At 55.8% G+C, this 16,226-nt stretch carries 14 protein-coding genes; 8 read left to right on the top strand and 6 right to left on the bottom strand.

Annotated features, from left to right (window positions below):
- Window positions 1-203 precede the first annotated feature (203 nt).
- From potA to potD, 4 genes are read left to right on the top strand one after another with little or no spacing between them, the layout of a single operon-like run.
- Window positions 204-1,340, top strand: coding sequence for a spermidine/putrescine ABC transporter ATP-binding protein PotA (gene potA / locus SIK69_RS20895; protein WP_319787232.1), 1,137 nt, complete (start codon window positions 204-206; stop codon window positions 1,338-1,340).
- Window positions 1,324-2,181: a spermidine/putrescine ABC transporter permease PotB gene (gene potB / locus SIK69_RS20900; RefSeq protein WP_319787007.1), complete on the top strand. Its 858-nt coding sequence runs from the start codon at window positions 1,324-1,326 to the stop codon at window positions 2,179-2,181. The genes potA and potB overlap by 17 nt, the downstream gene beginning before the upstream one ends.
- Window positions 2,178-2,969, top strand: a complete 792-nt coding sequence (gene potC / locus SIK69_RS20905; protein WP_319629995.1) for a spermidine/putrescine ABC transporter permease PotC — start codon at window positions 2,178-2,180, stop codon at window positions 2,967-2,969. The genes potB and potC overlap by 4 nt, the downstream gene beginning before the upstream one ends.
- Window positions 2,966-4,000 carry a spermidine/putrescine ABC transporter substrate-binding protein PotD gene (gene potD, locus SIK69_RS20910; RefSeq protein WP_319629994.1) on the top strand — a complete coding sequence of 345 codons (1,035 nt, stop codon included), beginning with the start codon at window positions 2,966-2,968 and terminating at the stop codon, window positions 3,998-4,000. Before potC ends, potD begins: the two co-directional genes overlap by 4 nt.
- A 41-nt stretch (window positions 4,001-4,041) precedes the next feature.
- On the opposite strand, the gene cobB is transcribed toward potD, so the two are convergent.
- Genes cobB through lolC form a run of 5 tightly spaced genes read right to left on the bottom strand, consistent with a single transcriptional unit; the run spans window position 4,042 to window position 8,981 of the window.
- Entirely contained in the window at window positions 4,042-4,863 is an 822-nt protein-coding gene (gene cobB, locus SIK69_RS20915) for a Sir2 family NAD+-dependent deacetylase (RefSeq protein ID WP_319629993.1), read from the bottom strand.
- 13 nt (window positions 4,864-4,876) lie between these two features.
- A complete protein-coding gene (gene nagK, locus SIK69_RS20920) occupies window positions 4,877-5,788 on the bottom strand; it encodes an N-acetylglucosamine kinase (RefSeq protein ID WP_319787008.1) in 912 nt (303 codons plus the stop codon).
- A gap of 54 nt (window positions 5,789-5,842) precedes the next feature.
- The gene (gene lolE, locus SIK69_RS20925; protein ID WP_319787010.1) at window positions 5,843-7,087 is read right to left on the bottom strand and encodes a lipoprotein-releasing ABC transporter permease subunit LolE; all 1,245 of its coding nucleotides are present in this window, start codon (window positions 7,085-7,087) and stop codon (window positions 5,843-5,845) included.
- Window positions 7,088-7,789, bottom strand: coding sequence for a lipoprotein-releasing ABC transporter ATP-binding protein LolD (gene lolD, locus SIK69_RS20930; RefSeq protein WP_319787011.1), 702 nt, complete (start codon window positions 7,787-7,789; stop codon window positions 7,088-7,090).
- Entirely contained in the window at window positions 7,782-8,981 is a 1,200-nt protein-coding gene (gene lolC, locus SIK69_RS20935; RefSeq protein ID WP_319787012.1) for a lipoprotein-releasing ABC transporter permease subunit LolC, read from the bottom strand. The genes lolD and lolC overlap by 8 nt, the downstream gene beginning before the upstream one ends.
- A gap of 194 nt (window positions 8,982-9,175) precedes the next feature.
- Here lolC and SIK69_RS20940 point away from each other — a divergent pair, with 194 nt between their 5' ends.
- From SIK69_RS20940 to ldtC, 3 genes are all read left to right on the top strand, one after another.
- Entirely contained in the window at window positions 9,176-10,240 is a 1,065-nt protein-coding gene (locus SIK69_RS20940) for an acyltransferase family protein (RefSeq protein WP_319787013.1), read from the top strand.
- Between the two features lie 111 nt (window positions 10,241-10,351).
- Window positions 10,352-13,801: a transcription-repair coupling factor gene (mfd, locus tag SIK69_RS20945; protein WP_319787014.1), complete on the top strand. Its 3,450-nt coding sequence runs from the start codon at window positions 10,352-10,354 to the stop codon at window positions 13,799-13,801.
- A 147-nt stretch (window positions 13,802-13,948) separates the two neighbouring features.
- A complete protein-coding gene (ldtC, locus tag SIK69_RS20950; RefSeq protein ID WP_319629986.1) occupies window positions 13,949-14,923 on the top strand; it encodes a L,D-transpeptidase LdtC in 975 nt (324 codons plus the stop codon).
- An 84-nt stretch (window positions 14,924-15,007) separates the two neighbouring features.
- Here ldtC and bhsA read toward each other — a convergent pair whose 3' ends face one another.
- Window positions 15,008-15,265: a multiple stress resistance protein BhsA gene (bhsA, locus tag SIK69_RS20955; RefSeq protein WP_319787015.1), complete on the bottom strand. Its 258-nt coding sequence runs from the start codon at window positions 15,263-15,265 to the stop codon at window positions 15,008-15,010.
- Between the two features lie 245 nt (window positions 15,266-15,510).
- Here bhsA and SIK69_RS20960 point away from each other — a divergent pair, with 245 nt between their 5' ends.
- Window positions 15,511-16,146, top strand: coding sequence for a TetR/AcrR family transcriptional regulator (locus tag SIK69_RS20960; RefSeq protein ID WP_319629984.1), 636 nt, complete (start codon window positions 15,511-15,513; stop codon window positions 16,144-16,146).
- Window positions 16,147-16,226: the final 80 nt, after the last annotated feature.

Genomic DNA, 16,226 nt, shown 5'->3' on the forward strand with positions numbered 1-16,226 from the left:
AATATTGCGTCAGGTCACTTTTGGCCCGGCAAATGCGCTTTTTTTTCAATCCTACCGCAGAGTGGTTTAAAGGTAGCCTACAAGGGCGCAGAATGATTGGCGATTTCAGAGGATTGCCGTAGAATGCCAGCCCTTAATTATGTGCCAGACCTCAAAGGTGGTTAACCACAAACCCCGTAATGCCTCTTTTGCGTTACGTTGACATGGGACAGAGTAAAAAATTGAATACACAATCGCGTTCGCTTTCACCGCTGGTCCGTCTGGCGGGGATTGGCAAAGGCTTTGATGGTAAAACAGTCATTTCAGATCTCAATCTCACCATTAACAATGGTGAATTCCTTACGCTGCTTGGCCCCTCAGGCTGCGGTAAAACCACCGTACTACGCCTGATCGCCGGACTCGAAAATGTCGATACGGGCCGCATTCACCTCGAAGACATCGATATCACCGATGTCCCTGCGGAAAATCGCCACGTTAACACCGTGTTTCAAAGCTACGCTCTGTTTCCACACATGACGGTGTTTGAAAACGTCGCCTTCGGCCTGCGGATGCAGAAAACCCCGGCAGAGCAGATTACCCCGCGCGTCACCGATGCCCTGCGTATGGTGCAACTTGAAGAGTTTGCCCAGCGTAAACCCAGCCAGCTTTCCGGGGGCCAGCAGCAGCGCGTCGCCATTGCGCGGGCGGTGGTCAATAAACCCCGCTTGCTGCTGCTCGATGAATCGCTCTCCGCGCTGGATTACAAGCTGCGCAAGCAGATGCAGAACGAACTGAAAGCCTTACAGCGCAAGCTCGGCATTACCTTCGTGTTTGTTACCCACGATCAGGAAGAGGCCCTGACCATGTCCGATCGCATCGTGGTGATGCGGGACGGTAAAATTGAGCAGGACGGCACCCCACGTGAAATTTACGAAGAGCCGAAAAATCTGTTCGTCGCCGGATTTATTGGCGAGATCAATAGGTTCAACGCCACCGTTATCGAACGCCTGGACCAACAGCGCGTACGCGCCAGCGTTGAAGGCCGTGAATGTAATATCTACGTCAACTTTGCCGTTGAAAAAGGTCAGCAGCTTAACGTGCTGCTGCGGCCGGAAGACTTGCGCGTGGATGAGATCAACGACGACAACCCTGTTGAAGGCCTGATTGGCTACGTGCGCGAGCGCAACTATAAGGGCATGACCCTCGAATCGGTGGTCGAGCTCGAAAACGGCAAAATGGTGATGGTCAGCGAATTCTTCAATGAAGATGACCCGGACTTCGACCATTCGCTGGATCAAAAAATGGCCATTAATTGGGTCGAAAGCTGGGAGGTGGTACTGGCTGATGAACAACACCAGTAAATTCCAGAAGGTGGTGATCGCCACCATCGTCGGGTGGCTGGTGGTCTTTGTTTTTCTGCCTAACCTGATGATCATCGGTACCAGCTTCCTGACCCGCGACGATGCGAACTTCGTCAAAATGGTCTTTACGCTGGATAACTACACGCGTCTGTTCGACCCGCTCTATTTTGACGTTCTCCTGCATTCGCTTAACATGGCCCTCCTCGCCACGCTGGCGTGTCTGGCGCTTGGCTATCCGTTTGCCTGGTTCCTCGCCCGGCTGCCGGAGAGAGTGCGTCCGCTGTTGCTGTTTCTGCTGATTGTGCCGTTCTGGACCAACTCACTGATTCGCATCTACGGCCTGAAAATATTCCTCAGCACCAAAGGCTATCTCAACGAGTTTTTGCTGTGGCTCGGGGTGATTGATACCCCGATGCGCATCATGTATACCCCGAGCGCGGTGATTATCGGCCTGGTGTATATTTTGCTGCCGTTCATGGTGATGCCGCTTTATTCGAGTATTGAGAAGCTCGATAAACCGCTGCTGGAGGCTGCCCGTGACCTCGGTGCCAACAAGTTCCAGACCTTTATGCGCATCATCGTGCCGCTGACCATGCCGGGCATTATTGCTGGCTGTCTGCTGGTGATGCTCCCGGCGATGGGGCTGTTCTATGTCTCTGACCTGATGGGTGGCGCGAAGAATTTACTGATCGGCAACGTGATCAAGAGCCAATTCCTGAATATTCGTGACTGGCCGTTTGGCGCAGCCACCAGCATTACCTTGACGCTGGTGATGGGCCTGATGCTGCTGGTTTACTGGCGTGCGGCGCGATTGCTCAATAAACAGGTGGAACTCGAATGATCGGTCGACTGCTTCGCGGCGGCTTTATGACTGCCATTTACGCCTACCTTTATATCCCGATCATTATTCTGATCGTGAATTCGTTTAACAGCTCGCGGTTTGGCATTAACTGGCAAGGCTTCACCACCAAGTGGTACAGCCTGCTGATGAATAACGACAGCCTGCTGCAAGCGGCTCAGCACTCCCTGACGATGGCGGTGTTCTCTGCCACCTTTGCCACACTGATTGGCTCCCTGACCGCGGTGGCGCTGTATCGCTACCGTTTTCGCGGGAAGCCGTTTGTCAGCGGGATGCTGTTCGTGGTGATGATGTCCCCGGACATCGTGATGGCGATTTCACTGCTGGTGCTGTTCATGCTGATTGGCATCCAGCTCGGTTTCTGGTCGCTGCTGTTCTCGCACATCACCTTCTGCCTGCCGTTTGTGGTGGTTACCGTTTATTCCCGACTGAAGGGCTTTGACGTCCGGATGCTGGAGGCTGCCAAAGATCTGGGTGCCAGCGAGATGACCATTTTGCGGAAAATTATTCTGCCGCTGGCGATGCCTGCGGTCGCTGCCGGATGGCTGTTAAGCTTTACCCTGTCGATGGACGATGTGGTGGTCTCTTCCTTCGTCACCGGCCCGGGTTATGAAATTTTGCCACTCAAGATTTACTCTATGGTTAAGGTTGGCGTTTCACCGGAGGTGAACGCGCTGGCGACCATTCTGTTAGTGCTTTCTCTGGTTATGGTGGTTGCCAGCCAGATTGTTGCTCGTGATAAAACGAAATCTCAGAGGACATCGAAATGAAAAAAATGCTTGCCGCAGCGGCGCTGGTGCTCGGAATGGGCGCGGCGCATGCCGATGACAGCAAAACGCTCTACTTCTATAACTGGACTGAATATGTGCCGCCGGGCCTGCTGGAACAGTTCACCAAAGAGACCGGGATCAAGGTTATCTATTCGACTTATGAATCGAATGAAACCATGTACGCCAAGCTGAAAACCTATAAAGACGGCGCGTACGATCTGGTGGTGCCGTCGACCTACTTTGTCGACAAAATGCGCAAAGAAGGCATGATCCAGAAAATCGACAAGAGCAAGCTGACTAACTTCAGCAATCTCGATCCGGACATGCTGAATAAACCTTTTGATCCAAACAATGACTACTCGATTCCCTACATCTGGGGTGCAACGGCGATCGGCGTTAACAGCGATGCGATTGACCCGAAAACCGTCACCAGCTGGGCCGACTTGTGGAAACCGGAATATAAAAGCAGCCTGTTGCTGACCGATGACGCGCGTGAAGTATTCCAGATTGCGCTGCGTAAACTGGGACTTTCCGGTAACACCACCGATCCGAAAGAGATTGAAGCGGCATATAAAGAGCTGCAAAAGCTGATGCCAAACGTCGCTGCATTTAACTCTGATAATCCGGCGAATCCGTACATGGAAGGCGAAGTCAATCTGGGCATGGTATGGAACGGTTCCGCGTTCGTCGCCCGTCAGGCCGGGACGCCACTGGAAGTAGTGTGGCCGAAAGAAGGCGGTATCTTCTGGATGGACAGCCTGTCTATCCCGGCGAACGCCAAAAACGTCGACGGAGCGCTGAAGTTGATCAACTTCCTGCTGCGCCCGGATGTCGCCAAACAGGTGGCAGAAACCATCGGTTATCCGACGCCGAACCTCGCGGCACGCAAGCTGCTGGACCCGAAAGTGGCGAACGATAAAACGTTGTACCCTGATGCCGAAACCATTAAAAACGGGGAATGGCAAAACGACGTTGGCGATGCCAGCCGCCTGTATGAAGATTATTACCAGAAGCTGAAAGCAGGCCGGTAATCGATAATAAGGCGGAGCAATGCTCCGCCTTTTCGTACGACTTAAAGCCCTTTCAGCAGTTTCTCGACAAACTCAGGTACCACAACGCTTGCCATGCCGTAGTGCTTCTCTTCAAACTCGCTGCCAACCTGGCTGGGTTCGAGGTTGAGTTCGACGGTGTGCGCGCCCTGCAGCTTCGCTTCATGCACAAAGCCGGCTGCCGGATAGACGTGCCCAGAAGTGCCAATCGCGATAAATACATCGGCCATCGCCAGCGCTTCATAGATTTCATCCATGCCGAGCGGCATCTCGCCAAACCACACCACGTGCGGACGCAGCGGCTGTGGGAACTGACAGCAGTGGCACTTGTCGTCAAGGGTGACATCCCCGGTCCACTCCAGCACCTGCCCGCTCCAGGCACAGCGTACTTTTAGCAATTCACCGTGCATATGCAGCACGCGTTGATTGCCTGCGCGCTCATGCAGATTATCGATGTTCTGCGTCACCAGCAGGAAACGATCGCCCAGGGCTTCTTCCAGCCGGGCGAGTGCCAGATGCGCCGCGTTGGGCTGGATATCAGGCTGCTGAAGCTGCTGGCGACGGGCGTTGTAAAACGCCTGCACCAGCGCGGGATCGCGGGCGAAACCTTCCGGCGTCGCCACGTCTTCGACCCGGTGTTCTTCCCATAAACCGTCCGCGGCGCGGAACGTGCGGATGCCGGATTCGGCTGAGATCCCGGCCCCCGTCAGCACCACCACCCGGGGTTTATCCATCTCTTCGGGTACGACTCTGTCTCTGAAGAAAACCCGCTGGCGCAGGCGATCGTGCAGCCGACGTTTGGTTAGGCGAAAACGACTGAGTCGATGGAAGCGACGCGACTGCATAAGAACCCCTGTATCAATCCGTTAGATGCAGGAACGCGGCACCGCGCATTCCTCCGGCATCGCCGTGGCGCGCGCGTTCGATGCGAGGCACGCGAGCCACTGGCAACAGATGGCGCGGCAGGCGTGCCGCCAGTCCGTCTGTTATCGCAGTAAAGTTAGACAATCCACCGCCAATCACCAGTAAATCGGGGTCGACGATGGTCATAATATTGCCCAGACACACCGCAAGCAAATCCAGATAGCGCTCGACATGTGCCCGGGCGTTGGCATCGCCCTGCTCCCAAAGCGCAACAATCTCCGGCGAGCTGAGTGCCTGCTGGTTGTAATGTTCGTACAGCCAGGCAAAACCACGACCGGAGAGATAGTTCTCGATACAGCCCAGCTGACCGCAGCCACAGCGAGTAAGCGGGAAATCACGCCCAACTACCTCAAGAGCATCTACCGGCAGGCGGATGTGCCCGAACTCGCCGGTAATATAACTGTGACCGGTTATCGATTTGCCGTTCAGCACCAGGCCGCCGCCCACGCCGGTGCCGAGGATAAGCCCCATCACCAGCGGATATTGGGTGAATTCGTCGTCCCAGGCTTCGGAAAGCGCAAAGCAGTTGGCATCGTTGTCCAGACGCACATCGCGGTCAAGACGGGCAGAGAGATCCTGACGCAAACGTTGACCGCTGGCGGCTGGCACGTTGGCGGCATACAGCGTGCCGTCGGCGGTTTCGGGCATCCCCGGAATACCAATCCCGACGCTACCTTTGACGCCAAAATGCGCATCGGCTTCCGCCACCAGCCCGCAGACCGCTTGCAGGAATGATTCGTAGCTGTCGCGCGGCGTCGCAGTCCGTTTTTCCCACTGCAAACGCCGCTCACCGTCAAACACCCCGAGGGCAATTTTGCTGCCGCCAATGTCAAATCCGTAGAACATAGCAATTCCTCTTTACTGACCCGGGCGACAACGCCGCCGGGTCATGACGCGAAATTACTGGCCACTTAACACTCTTGCAGGATCAATTCGGCTGGCGCGACGGGCAGGATACCAGCTCGCCAGCAGGCTCAGCAGCAGTGCCGTGACCAGCACATAAAAGACATCCAGCCAGTGAAGTTCAGACGGCAGGAAGTCGATAAAATAGATGTCGCCGGACAGGAACTGATGGCCGATCAGCTTTTCGATGCCGTTGATGATCGAGGTCAGATTCAGTGCGCACAGTACGCCAATTGCGACGCCGCACAAGCTGCCCAGCAGCCCGGCCAGTAAACCGTACCAGACGAAAACCGCACGGATCAGGCCATCTTTGGCCCCCAGCGTACGCAGCACCGCAATGTCGCTGCTCTTGTCTTTCACCGCCATCACCAGAGTGGAAACGATGTTGAAGCAGGCCACGCCAATCACCAGGATCATCGCCAGATACATGATCGCGCGGATCATCTGGATATCGCGATACATATAGCCGTAGGTGCCAATCCAGCTTTTGATATACACATAGCTATTGGTCACTTCGCCCGCGTCGCGTACCAGTTTATTGGCGTTGAACACGTCGTTAACCTTGATGGCAAGCCCGGTTACGCTGCTGCCCATATCCAGATACTGCTGGGCATCGGGCATTGGAACCATCGCAAAACTGTGATCGAGCTGGCCGCTCAACTGTAGAATGCCGGTCACGTGCAGGCGCACGCGCTTGGGCTGCAACAGCTGGTGCTCTTTGTCAGAGTTCGGGATCATGATAGAGACCCAATCTCCCTGCTTGACCTTCAGCGCATCGGCCACACCTTTGCCGAGGATAATCTGCTGATCGCCCGCTTTAAAATTCGCCCATGCGTTGTTCTGCACATATTTCGGCAGTGCGCTAAGCTCGCTTTCCTGTTTCGGGTCGACGCCTTTGATCTGAATAGCGCGCAGGTTGCTGCCGCTTTCGATCAGGCCGGTGAAATTGATGTAAGGTGCCGCCGCCGCGATACCTTTCACTTTTTCGACCTTTTTTAGCGCCTCATTCCAGTTATTCCAGGGTTGGTTAACCGGTTCGATTTCGCCGTGCGGCACCACCGCCAGAATGCGGTTGTTGAGCTCGCGCTCAAAGCCGTTCATAGCGCTTAGTCCGACGATCAATACCGCCACACCGAGTGCAATACCCACGGTAGAAATCACCGAAATCAGCGATACCATGCCGCCGCGACGACGGCCCCGGCTAAAGCGCAGGCCAATAAGCAGGGATAACGGAGACGCCATTTACTGCGCCCCCATCAGGGTCAGTTCTGAATTCAGGTGACCGTCACGCATTTCCAGCTGGCGGCTCATGCGCTTCGCCAGCTGCAGATCGTGGGTCACGACCAGGAACGCGGTGCCCTGCTGTTTATTCAGTTCACCAAGCAGCTGGAAAATGCTGTCGGCGTTGCGGGCATCGAGGTTACCCGTCGGTTCGTCCGCCATGACCAGACGCGGATTGTTGACCAGCGCCCGGGCAATCGCCACGCGCTGACGCTCACCGCCGGAAAGTTCGGACGGACGGTGCGTGCGGCGATGATCGAGACCGACCGCCGCCAGCATCGCGCGGGCGCGTTCCTGTATTTCAGCCGGTTTCTTTTTGCCGATCAGCAGCGGCATCGCCACGTTCTCTTCAGCCGTGAAATCCGGTAACAGATGGTGGAACTGGTAGATAAAGCCCAGTTCGCGGTTACGCAGCTCCGCTTTCGCCGCCAGCGACATTTTTGACAGCGGCTGACCGCTGAAGATTACGTCGCCGGAAGTCGGGGTATCCAGGCCACCGAGCAGGTGCAACAGGGTACTTTTACCGGAACCAGAGCTGCCGACAATCGCCATCATCTCCCCTTCCCCGATGCTGAAACTGACGTTGTGCAGCACGTCGGTCTGCACAGTGCCTTCCTGATAGCGTTTGCACAGGTTGTCGCATTGCAACAGGATCTTATTCATAACGTAAAGCCTCAGCGGGTTGGGTGGCGGCAGCGCGCCAGGAAGGATAAAGCGTAGAAAGCAGCGCCAGCAGCATCGCCACCAGCGCAATGACGATCACCTGCAACGGTTCTATGGCCACCGGCAGTGCGCCACCATCGACGAACGCGCCGATAATCGGCATCAGGTTATTTAACTGGCTGGCGAGCAGCAGGCCAAGCAGCGCGCCGAGCAGCGCACCTATCACCCCGGCACTGGCCCCCTGAACCATAAACACCGCCATGATCTGGCGCGGTGTCAGGCCCTGAGTTTGCAGGATAGCCACCTCGCCCTGTTTCTCCATCACCATCAGGCCCAGAGAGGTAATAATGTTAAATGCCGCCACCGCGACAATCAGACTCAACAACAGCCCCATCATATTTTTTTCCATGCGCACGGCCTGGAACAGCTCGCCTTTACGCTCGCGCCAGTCCTGCCATTTGGTGCCTTCCGGTAGCGTCTGCGCGCTCAGGGTATCGACTTCCAGCGGTTTATCCAGCCACAAGCGCCAGCCGGTGATGTTCCCGAGCGGATAGCGCATCAGACGCGAAGCATCCTGTATGTTGACCAGCATCTGATAGCCGTCGACTTCACTGTTGGCGGCAAAGGTGCCGATAACGTTGAATAAGCGCTGGCTCGGCACGCGGCCCATTGGCGTAAACTGGCTGGCAGACGGCACCATAATACGAATCTGATCGCCACGTTTAACGCCCAGCTGCCCGGCCAACTGTTCACCGAGAATGACGTTGTATTGCCCGGTCGCCAGTGCGGTCTGTTTGACGTTCACCAGATACGGCGTCAGCGGGTCGTTTTGATTTGGATCGATTCCCAGCATCACCCCGACCGCCACGCTGCGTGGGCTCTGAATAACGACGTCGCCGGTGGTCAGCGGCGCAACGCGCGTCACCCCCTGCAGTTTGGCTTCACTCTCCGGCAGTTTCTGTGGATCAACAGAGCCCTGCGCCGCGCTGAGGACCGCCTGCGGCATCAGCCCAAGAATATTGTTTTGCAGCTCACGCTCGAAACCGTTCATGACCGATAACACGGTCACCAGCGCCATTACGCCAAGCGTAATGCCGATAGTCGACAGCCAGGAGACAAAGCGACCGAAGCGGTCCGCTGCGCGCCCACGCATGTAACGCAGGCCAATGAATAGTGCGACAGGTTGGTACATGTAATCCGTCTGGTTGCTGTTAGCTAGAGCCCGAGTATATAAGCGAAAGACCTGAGCGTAAATGCGCGAAACCAGATACCGGCACCCTGATCTTTATCTGAAAATGAATCAAATACAGAATGTTACCCATTACTCTGCGAATAAACCCCTTGAGGATGGTCCCCTGTTACTGGCAATGAAAAACGTGGATCGTCATGAAAGAAAAAGCACTATGGATCAATCAAATCAAGGGGCTATGCATCTGCCTGGTGGTGTTTTACCACTCGGTTATCACCTTTTATCCGCATCTGAGCACCTTCCAGCACCCGTGGTCACCGACCCTTGCGAAGTGCTGGGTCTACTTCAATCTCTATCTGGCCCCTTTCCGTATGCCGGTGTTCTTTTTTATCTCCGGGTTTCTAATCCAACGCTATATCAACGGCGTTTCATGGCGTGACAGCCTGGGGAAACGCGTCGGAACGATCCTGTGGGTGCTGGCGCTGTGGGGCGTTTTACAGTGGCAGGCATTGAGTCATATCACGCACTGGCTGGCCCCCGACCGCGATGTGAGTACCAGCGCTAACGCAGCGTATGCCGATAGCCTGGGCGAATTCGTGCAGGCGATGCTCACTGCCAGCACCAGCCTGTGGTATTTGTACGCACTGATCGTCTACTTTGTGCTGTGCAAACTGACCTCACGCGGCAAAACGGTGATGATCGCCGCGCTGGCGCTGCTCAGCATCGCCATTAATTTCCTGCCGACGCCGTGGTGGGGCATGAACAGCGTGCTGCGTAACGTGATTTATTACGCGCTGGGTGCCTGGTTTGGTACGCCGCTGATGGCGTGGATGAAGACCTTCGATATCCGTCGTCACTGGCTGATGCTGGGCGTGGTAGCGTTCTTCGCCGTCGGGCTATGGTTTGTCCGCACCCCGCTGCTGCTGTCGCTGCTATCGATTTTTATTATCATGAAAGTGTTTTACGCCGTTGGCCGTCGCTATCCGCCGTCTGAGCGATCGCTGCTGAACGTGGTCGGTTCGAATACCATCGCCATTTACACCACCCATCGCATCCTGGTAGAAATTTTCAGCCTGGTGCTGATCGGCTGGTTCAGCGCCCAGGCACGCTCCCCATCGGTCGAACTGGCGATTTTGTTGTGCTATCCCTTCTTCAGTTTGCTGCTGTGCGTGGCGACCGGGATGCTGGCGCGGAGCCTGTCTCAGCGTCTGGCGGGGGATATTCTTTTTTCACCGCCTGCGGTGGCGCTCAACCGTCAATAACCGCGCGGTCATTTGCTAATGTCGGTCGATCGAGGATAATAACGTTCATTGAAGAGCGGCGGTTTGCCCCCATAATTAGGGGTAAACCTTTACGGAACCCCGACATTATCTATGCCTGAAGAACAACAACGATACGCCCTACCGGCCAAAGCGGGCGAGCAGCGTCTGCTGGGAGAGTTAACCGGTGCCGCCTGCGCAACCGAAGTTGCGCAGATTGTCGAACGTCATCACGGTCCGGTGGTACTTATCGCCCCGGACATGCAGAACGCCCTGCGTCTGCATGATGAAATCGCGCAGTTCACCGACCAGCTGGTGATGAATCTCGCCGACTGGGAAACGCTGCCGTACGACAGTTTTTCCCCGCATCAGGAGATTATCTCCTCGCGCTTGTCTACCCTGTATCAGCTCCCCACCATGCAGCGCGGGGTGCTGATCGTTCCGGTCAATACGCTGATGCAGCGCGTATGTCCGCATAATTATCTGCACGGTCATGCGCTGGTGATGAAAAAAGGTCAGCGGCTGTCTCGCGATACCCTCCGTGAACAGCTTGACAGCGCCGGGTATCGTCACGTCGATCAGGTTATGGAGCACGGGGAGTATGCCACCCGTGGCGCGCTGCTGGACTTGTTCCCGATGGGCAGCGATCGCCCGTATCGTCTTGATTTCTTCGATGATGAAATTGACAGCCTGCGTCTGTTTGATGCCGACACCCAGCGCACGCTGGAGGAAGTTGAGGCCATCAACCTGCTCCCGGCGCACGAATTCCCGACCGATAAAACCGCCATCGAGCTGTTCCGCAGCCAGTGGCGTGACCAGTTTGAGGTCAAGCGCGACGCCGAGCACATCTATCAACAGGTCAGCAAAGGCACTTTACCTGCGGGTATTGAATACTGGCAGCCGCTGTTCTTCAGCGAGCCGCTCCCGCCATTGTTCAGTTATTTCCCGGCCAATACTCTGCTGGTCAACACCGGCGATCTGGAGGCCAGCGCCCAGCGTTTTGAAGCCGATGCCCGGGCCCGTTTCGAAAACCGCGGTGTGGACCCAATGCGGCCACTGTTGCCACCCGAAAGCCTGTGGCTGCGCAACGATGAACTGTTCAGCGAGCTAAAAAAATGGCCGCGCGTCCAGCTGAAAATCGAACAGCTCGCCAGCAAAGCGGCAAACGTCAATCTCGGCTATCAGAAACTGCCGGACGTCGCCGTCCAGGCCCAGCAGAAAGCGCCGCTGGATAACCTGCGCCGCTTCCTGGAAGCCTTCGACGGCCCGGTGATTTTCTCGGTGGAAAGTGAAGGCCGCCGCGAGGCGCTGGGCGAGCTGCTGTCGCGTATCAAGCTATCGCCGAAACGCATTCAGCGTCTGGATGAGTGTGAAGGCAACGGTCGCTATCTGATGATTGGCTCCGCCGAACACGGCTACATCGACAGCCTGCGCAACCGGGCGCTGATTTGCGAAAGCGATTTGCTGGGCGAGCGCGTGGCACGTCGTCGTCAGGATTCGCGGCGTACCATCAACCCGGATACGCTGATCCGCAACCTCGCGGAACTGCATCCCGGTCAGCCGGTGGTTCATCTCGAACACGGGGTTGGTCGTTATGCGGGGATGACCACGCTCGAGGCTGGCGGCATCACCGGTGAATATCTGATGCTCACCTACGCCAACGATGCCAAACTGTACGTGCCGGTCTCCTCTCTGCATCTGATCAGCCGCTACGCGGGCGGCGCAGAAGATAACGCCCCACTGCATAAACTCGGCGGCGACGTCTGGGCGCGGGCGCGGCAAAAAGCAGCGGAAAAAGTGCGTGACGTGGCCGCCGAACTGCTGGATATCTACGCCCAGCGTGCGGCGAAATCCGGCTATGCGTTCAAACACGACAGGGAACAGTATCAGATGTTCTGCGATACCTTCCCGTTTGAAACCACGCCAGATCAGGCTCAGGCTATCAACGCCGTATTAAGCGATATGTGCCAGCCGCTGGCGATGGATCGTCTGGTCTGTGGTGACGTCGGTTTCGGTAAAACCGAGGTGGCGATGCGGGCCGCCTTCCTGGCGGTGGAAAACAATAAGCAGGTGGCGGTACTGGTGCCAACTACCCTGCTCGCCCAGCAGCATTTCGACAACTTCCGCGACCGCTTCGCCAATTGGCCGGTGCGAATAGAAATGCTCTCGCGTTTCCGCAGTGGCAAAGAGCAGACGCAAATTCTGGAACAGGCCGCTGACGGTAAAATTGATATTCTGATAGGCACCCATAAACTGCTGCAAAGTGACGTGAAATGGAAAGATTTGGGCCTGCTGATCGTCGATGAAGAACACCGCTTCGGCGTGCGGCACAAAGAGCGAATCAAAGCGATGCGCGCCGATGTCGATATTCTGACCCTGACCGCCACACCAATCCCACGTACGCTGAACATGGCGATGAGCGGGATGCGCGACCTGTCGATTATCGCCACCCCGCCTGCCCGCCGTCTGGCGGTGAAAACCTTCGTTCGTCAGTATGATGAACTGGTGGTGCGGGAGGCTATTCTGCGTGAAGTGTTGCGCGGGGGGCAGGTTTACTACCTGTACAACGATGTCGAAAACATTCAGAAAGCGGCCGACAGGCTGGCGGCGCTGGTGCCGGAAGCGCGGGTCGCCATCGGTCACGGTCAGATGCGCGAGCGCGAGCTGGAACGGGTAATGAACGATTTCCACCACCAGCGCTTCAATGTGCTGGTGTGTACCACCATCATCGAAACCGGGATCGACATTCCGACCGCCAACACCATTATCATCGAACGGGCCGATCACTTTGGCCTCGCTCAGCTGCACCAGCTGCGCGGTCGCGTGGGGCGTTCACATCATCAGGCCTACGCCTGGCTGCTGACACCGCATCCGAAAGCGATGACCACCGACGCGCAAAAACGTCTGGAGGCAATTGCTTCGTTGGAAGATTTAGGGGCCGGTTTCGCGCTGGCGACCCACGATCTCGAAATCCGCGGGGCAGGTGAACTGCTCGGCGAAGATCAGAGTGGCTCGATGGAAACCATCGGGTTCTCGCTGTATATGGAACTGCTTGAAAACGCCGTCGATGCGTTGAAAGCCGGGCGTGAGCCGTCGCTGGAAGATTTAACCAGTCAGCAAACCGAAGTCGAACTGCGAATGCCCTCCCTGCTGCCGGACGATTTCATTCCGGATGTGAACACCCGCCTGTCGTTCTATAAACGCATCGCCAGCGCCAAAGGTGAACAGGCGTTGGACGAGCTGAAAGTCGAACTGATTGACCGTTTCGGTCTGCTACCGGATGCCGCGCGTAACCTGCTGGATATTGCGCGTTTACGTCAGCAGGCGCAGAAGCTGGGCATTCGTAAGCTGGAAGGTAACGACAAAGGCGGCGTGATTGAGTTCAATGAGAAAAACCACGTTAATCCGGCGTGGCTGATTGGGTTGCTGCAAAAACAGCCGCAGCACTATCGTCTTGATGGGCCGACGCGGCTGAAATTTTTCCAGGACCTGACCGAGCGTAAAGAACGCATGGAATGGGTGCGCAACTTTATGCAGCAACTGGAAGAGAACGCCGTCGCCTGATCCACCCTTGCCCGGCGGCGATCGTCGCCGGGCATCTTCTCCCGGCAATAATTTACACACTCTTTGCAAACCCCTGAAACATCCAGACACGACCTGACGCCATAATGAGGGTTTTCCCTGCTCAATCACCGTTATGGATGTGCTGTGATGATGATTCAATCGCGTTTTATGCGTCTGCTCGGCCTGCTGGCCGTCGTCGCGACCGTCGCCATGGCGCTTCCCGCTCGCGCCAATACCTGGCCCCTTCCTCCCGCCGGCAGTCGTCTGGTGGGTGAAAACCGCTTTCACGTCGTGGAAAACAACGGCGGATCGCTGGAGGCTATCGCTAAAAAATATAACGTGGGATTCCTGGCGTTATTGCAGGCCAATCCCGGCGTGGACCCGTACGTGCCTCGCGCGGGCAGCGTGCTGACCATTCCGCTGCAAACCCTGCTCCCGGATGCCCCGCGTGAAGGCATGGTGATTAACCTGGCAGAACTGCGTCTCTACTACTATCCGCCGGGTAAAAACAGCGTAACCATTTACCCGATTGGTATCGGTCAACTGGGTGGTACCACCCTCACCCCAACGATGGTCACCACCGTGTCCGACAAACGTGCGAACCCGACCTGGACGCCGACCGCCAATATTCGTGCGCGTTATAAAGCCATGGGCGTGGAGTTGCCAGCGGTCGTTCCAGCCGGGCCGGATAACCCGATGGGCCATCATGCGATTCGTCTCTCGGCCTACGGTGGCGTGTACTTGCTGCACGGCACTAATGCCGATTTTGGCATCGGGATGCGCGTCAGCTCTGGCTGTATTCGCCTGCGCGATGGCGATATCGAAACCTTGTTTAAACAGGTCACGCCGGGCACCAAAGTGAATATCATCAATACGCCGATTAAAGCATCAGTCGAGCCAGGCGGCGTGCATCTGGTGGAGGTTCACCAGCCGCTGTCGAAGCATATTGATGATGACCCGAAAGTGCTGCCGATTGCCCTGAATGCCAGCATGGAAGCCTTCAAAAAATCGCCACAGACGGATGCACAAGTTATGGAACATGTGATGGAGGTGCGTTCCGGTATGCCGGTGGATGTCACCCATCACGACGCGCCGCAGACGCTCAATCAACAATCGTTTTAACCCCCAAACGTAAAAAAACACCGCGACAAATGTCGCGGTGTTTTTTTTGGCAGTGGCATTGCCGAGGGTTAAATAAGGCAGGCCTTATTTATAGATGACTGCGGTCCCGTGGAGGGTGTTCGGACCGGTAACCGAGGTAATGCGGAATGATTTTGCGCCCATGGCGTCGGCCTGCTGTGCCAGCTGGTCTTCAAGAGAACCGAGGTTAGTCCCGGCGCTGGCGGAAATCACACCCACTTTCTGCTGATCAACTGGGGTGGACTGGACTTCAACCGCAGCAAAGCTTGCGAATGACAGAGAACTCAGTACGGCGGCAACGGCCAGGATTTTGATACTTTTCATGATTATTATACCTATGCAGATGAATTTTTTAGGTCGTTATGATTAACTTAACGATCGATAGGTAAATAATAATGTGATCCACGTCACACGTCAAATTATTTTTATAACGACTATTATTTAATTTGTTAATGCCTTATTTTTCATAACCATAGGATTGTTTTATTTTACGAGATTCGTCGCTGGTTATGCCGGGCGTTTGTTTTTATAATGAAGACTTAACACAACCACAGAGGTACAACGGCACCATGACAACTGAAGTAGCAAGTTGCGCAAAAAAAAGCCGTGGCCGACCAAAAGTGTTCGACAGGGACGTGGCGCTTGATAAGGCCATGACACTCTTCTGGCAGCACGGCTATGAAGCGACATCGCTCGCGGATTTAGTCGAAGCAACCGGCGCGAAAGCCCCGACGCTGTACGCAGAATTTGTGAATAAAGAGGGGCTATTCCGGGCCGTTCTGGATCGCTATATTTCACGTTTTGCCGATAAGCACGAAGCTCAGCTTTTTTGCGAAGAGAAATCGGTAGAAGACGCACTGCGCGACTATTTCAGCGCGGTCGCGACCTGCTTCACCAGCAAAGATACCCCCGCGGGCTGCTTTATGATTAATACATCCGCGACACTTGCAGCATCGTCAAAAGAGATTGCCCACACCATCAAGTCACGCCATGCCATGCAGGAAAAAACGCTGTGCGAGTTTCTGACTCAGCGTCAGGCGCGAGGTGAAATACCGGCGGACAAATGCATTGGTGAACTGGCGCAATTTTTGAGCTGTATTCTGCAAGGGATGTCGATCAGCGCTCGCGAAGGTGCCAGCCTCGAGACGTTGCTGCAAATTACCGACACCACCCTGCGGCTGTGGCCACAGATGCTGAAAATCTGAGACCCTTTTTCGTAGCCATAAAAAAAGCCCCTCAGCCTGAGCGTTTGAGGGGCCAATTCTAGCGTAGAGTACTGCTTTTT

Origin of the sequence: Scandinavium lactucae (assembly GCF_033843265.1) — a bacterium.
Classification (GTDB): domain Bacteria; phylum Pseudomonadota; class Gammaproteobacteria; order Enterobacterales; family Enterobacteriaceae; genus Scandinavium; species Scandinavium lactucae.